This is a genomic window from Candidatus Bandiella numerosa, assembly GCF_021811875.1.
Classification (GTDB): Bacteria; Pseudomonadota; Alphaproteobacteria; order Rickettsiales; family Midichloriaceae; genus Aquirickettsia; species Aquirickettsia numerosa_A.
Window position 1 is genome coordinate 1 of record NZ_JAJBJD010000112.1, and the last position, 3,622, is coordinate 3,622.

Consider the following 3,622-nt stretch of genomic DNA (forward strand, 5'->3'; position numbering starts at 1 on the left):
GATACTACCTCGCCTTTTTCTTTTTTTCTTACTATTATTTCAAAATCCATTTGATACCTGTATTGTTTTAGGTCAAAGGTTAGCACTTTTCCTATTTATACGCTATCTAATATTTATGCTTCCTATTTATGATGTTGATGGTGTAAAGGTACACACATTTAGTTATTACTTGGTTGGTATCATGATTAATGTACTGTATATGGGGCTTTTTGAAGCTTCAAAGTTTCAGGGCACCATAGGCAAATTGGTAATGAACATAAAAATTGTTGGCGTTAATGAGCAAACCATTTCTTTTCCCAGATCAATATTTAGATACTTAGTATTATGTCTACTAAGTTTTGTCGGAGTTTTTATAGTTAATTTCTTTACAATACTCTTTACTAAAGAAAAAGTTGCCGTACAAGATATGCTTTTTGAAACCAGGGTATTAGTAAGAGGGTAATTGATTCTTCACTATATCTTCTTGATTCTTTTTAGATGTCTTCTGGCTTCAAACTTATGAGTTAGAAAGGAGTGAATAATCTTCTTAGTTTCCTCAAAAGATAAATACCTTGCACCGAGCACTAAAACGTTGGCGTTATTATGTTCTCTAGAAAGTTTTGCAAGTTCTGAGTTATGGCAGAGTGCAGCTCTAACATGTTTACTTCTATTTGCACATATTGACATTCCAATCCCTGAGCCACAAATCAATATTCCATAGTCTATTTTTTTGGATTCAATGGCTATGACTATTTTTTTTGCATAATCAGGGTAGTCAACAGATTCATCTGTATCTGTGCCATAGTTAAGCACATTAATATTTAAGTCTTTTGCTAAATACTTTAAAATTTGCTTCTTTAATTCACATCCAGCATGATCATTTGCAATGCCAATCTTCATAAGATCATTCAACACCCCATATATTTGCCTTTCTTATCCAACCTTTATAATTTTGAATTATTACCTTGCACCAAAATTTCTCACATTTCATAATCTTTGCTAACACCCCAAATTCAATCTTTAATATTGGCGGTGAATTTTCGTCTGGAGCTTTAAAAATCAACGATTGATTATCTGATAATTTATTAATTAAATCCTTCCTAATAATAAATTCGTTATCAGTTATGATTACATATCTAGCACTACTTAATAAACTTTGATGAACCCAACCTTGTGTTTCATTTATATCTTCAATTTTTCTCCAATTATCGAACTCGGCTATAATTTTAACAGGATAATTGATGCATTCATATACATGTGAGGTTTGGTATTTTTTCCCAGGGCCAATACGAATTTTAATTTCATTAGATTTTAAACTCACATATCTAGGTATTGGAAGCCCAGTTAAAATACCAGTTTCGTTGGCAATGGCTTCAGTATTAATTATTAAATAAAATAGTAATACAAAAATTTTCAGTCTAAGCATTCTTAAATTTTTTAATTAAAAGTTTTTGTACATTTGGGGTAACTAAATTTTTGGTATCTCCACTTAATCTTGTTACTTCTTTTACAAAGGTGGACGATATAAAATGCACATTTTCTGTTGCTGGTAAAAACACAGTTTCAATATCACTATCTAAGGTTCTATTTACAAATGACATTTGAAATTCATATTCAAAATCTGCCACAGCTCTTAATCCTCTAATTATAATGTTTGCATTTTCATTTTTAACAAATTTCACTAACAAGCCTTTAAAAGGTTTAATAATGACATTTTTCATTTTATTATGCTCTATTTCGTGGTTAATCATGTTTACCCTGTCCTCAACAGAAAAGAGTGTACTTTTTAGAGTATCGGTGGCAACAGCTATAATTAATTTATCAAACAAAGTTGCTGAACGTTTTATTATATCAAGATGACCCAAAGTGACTGGATCAAAAGTTCCTGGATATATTGCTATTTTTCCCTCTTTCATACATTAGATATATTAACTGTTGAAAAATATTTATTTATGGTTTTTTGAAAATGATCTGGTAATTCTGCCTTAAAATTATAATTTTCACCTAGTAAACTAAAATTTAATGAATGTGAGTGTAAATGTAGGTGATCGGCAAAATAAATTTTGTGCTTAACACCAGGATAATTATGTTTTTTATCGCCTAATATTGGGCAGTTAATTTCTTTGCTATGGATTCTAATTTGGTGTTTTCTACCAGTTAATGGTGTCATTTCAACTAAAGAGAGTAAATCTTCGTATTCCCCTAATACTTTAAATTTTGTTTTTGCATGCAATTCCTTTGGCGCATCAAAATCTCCGGTTTTAATAGTTGATTCTATCATGCCCTCTTTATTTTTAGGTATTCCACATAAGATTGTTAGGTATGATTTATAAATTTCCTTTTCTCTAAAGAGCTTACTTATATCTGCTGCTATGGAAGAATTTTTAGCAAAAACAATTAAGCCAGTTGTCTCCTTGTCTATTCTATGAACAATATTGTAGTCTAGGTTAGATAATTTAAATACACGATCTATTGATATTTTAACATTAGAACCATCTTGAACACATAAATCGTATGGTTTGTTTAGTACAATTATATGTTCATCCTCATGGATAACGGAATTAAATATCTTGTTTTTAATATCATCAAAATTATTTGGCTTGATATACTCCTGTTTGATTGGAGCGTCGTACTCAATTATTGGAGTTCTTATTTTTTGATTGTAACTTATACGAGTATTAATCTTAACTCTCTTGCCATCAATTCTGATTTGTCCTTTTCTTGCAAGTTTAGCAACAATAGTAAAGGGCATATTGGGAATATGCCTGTGAAACCACCTATCTAGTCTCAAACCATCATCTTCTTTCTCTATTTCAAAAATTTTTATTTGCATTGAAGGTTATATATGTTTTAATTCTCTATATATTTACGTGTGCAAACTATATCAAATAATTTTTTATGTCCAATATTTTAAGAAGTATCATTAATGAGATTGAATTGATACCTGAATTTCAGGTTATTGGAAAAGTTTGTTCTGTAAGAGGTTTATTAATTGAAGCCATAGGAATTGAATTTGCAGTTAGCATTGGGTCTAAATGTAAGATTATTAATAAGAATGAAAGAGAAATGTTTGCTGAGGTTGTAGGTATTAAGGAAAAAAAGACCTTACTTATGACTTATGATTCTGCTGAAGGAATTGTAATTGGAAGTCAAGTGCACGTCATTGCTCATGACCAATCAATATATCCATCTACAAATTGGCTAGGCAGAGTTATTAATGCTTTTGGCGAGCCAATAAATGAAAAGGGGCCATGGAAGCATAAATATTAGATAGCGTATAAATAGGAAAAGTGCTAACCTTTGACCTAAAACAATACAGGTATCAAATGGATTTTGAAATAATAGTAAGAAAAAAAGAAAAAGGCGAGGTAGTATCAGAGAGGCTAATTAAGAAAGTAGAAATAAAGAGAGCTGAGACGATACTGGAATTAGGGTTTAGGCATAAAGAGCAAATAGGGATCATAGGTGCTATACAAGATGAATATATACCGCTGCAAGTAGAGAAAATATCAGAAAAATCGAGTAGAGAGGCGCATTGCAGCACCTCCCTCTCACACCACCGTACAAGCGATGTCGCATAGGGCGGTTTCAGATTTGTGTTTACCAAAAGCAGAGTACATAGAGAAGAGATTAATCTTCTCAA

At 31.1% G+C, this 3,622-nt stretch carries 7 protein-coding genes; 3 read left to right on the forward strand and 4 right to left on the reverse strand.

Going from position 1 to position 3,622, the window contains the following annotated elements:
• A partial coding sequence (locus L8D11_RS04125) for an RDD family protein (RefSeq protein ID WP_236870409.1) occupies window positions 1-442 on the forward strand: 442 nt, incomplete at its 5' end.
• Between the two features lie 11 nt (window positions 443-453).
• Here the strand turns inward: L8D11_RS04125 and rpiB are convergent.
• The 4 genes from rpiB to L8D11_RS04145 are packed head-to-tail and all read right to left on the reverse strand — an operon-like array spanning window position 454 to window position 2,812.
• Entirely contained in the window at window positions 454-894 is a 441-nt protein-coding gene (gene rpiB / locus L8D11_RS04130) for a ribose 5-phosphate isomerase B (protein ID WP_236870410.1), read from the reverse strand.
• Window positions 884-1,405 carry an SH3 domain-containing protein gene (locus tag L8D11_RS04135; protein ID WP_236870411.1) on the reverse strand — a complete coding sequence of 174 codons (522 nt, stop codon included), beginning with the start codon at window positions 1,403-1,405 and terminating at the stop codon, window positions 884-886. Before L8D11_RS04135 ends, rpiB begins: the two co-directional genes overlap by 11 nt.
• The gene (gene coaD / locus L8D11_RS04140) at window positions 1,398-1,895 is read right to left on the reverse strand and encodes a pantetheine-phosphate adenylyltransferase (protein WP_236870412.1); all 498 of its coding nucleotides are present in this window, start codon (window positions 1,893-1,895) and stop codon (window positions 1,398-1,400) included. The genes L8D11_RS04135 and coaD overlap by 8 nt, the downstream gene beginning before the upstream one ends.
• Window positions 1,892-2,812 (reverse strand): RluA family pseudouridine synthase, encoded by a 921-nt coding sequence (locus L8D11_RS04145; protein ID WP_236870413.1) that lies wholly within the window; start codon window positions 2,810-2,812, stop codon window positions 1,892-1,894. The genes coaD and L8D11_RS04145 overlap by 4 nt, the downstream gene beginning before the upstream one ends.
• Before the next feature lie 65 nt (window positions 2,813-2,877).
• Between L8D11_RS04145 and L8D11_RS04150 the strand changes: the two genes are divergently transcribed.
• Together L8D11_RS04150 and L8D11_RS04155 are read left to right on the forward strand one after the other, a co-directional pair.
• On the forward strand, window positions 2,878-3,249 hold the full coding sequence (locus L8D11_RS04150; protein WP_236870414.1) for a hypothetical protein: 372 nt from the start codon (window positions 2,878-2,880) through the stop codon (window positions 3,247-3,249).
• A 20-nt stretch (window positions 3,250-3,269) separates the two neighbouring features.
• Window positions 3,270-3,560, forward strand: coding sequence for a hypothetical protein (locus L8D11_RS04155; protein WP_236870415.1), 291 nt, complete (start codon window positions 3,270-3,272; stop codon window positions 3,558-3,560).
• Window positions 3,561-3,622 lie beyond the last annotated feature (62 nt).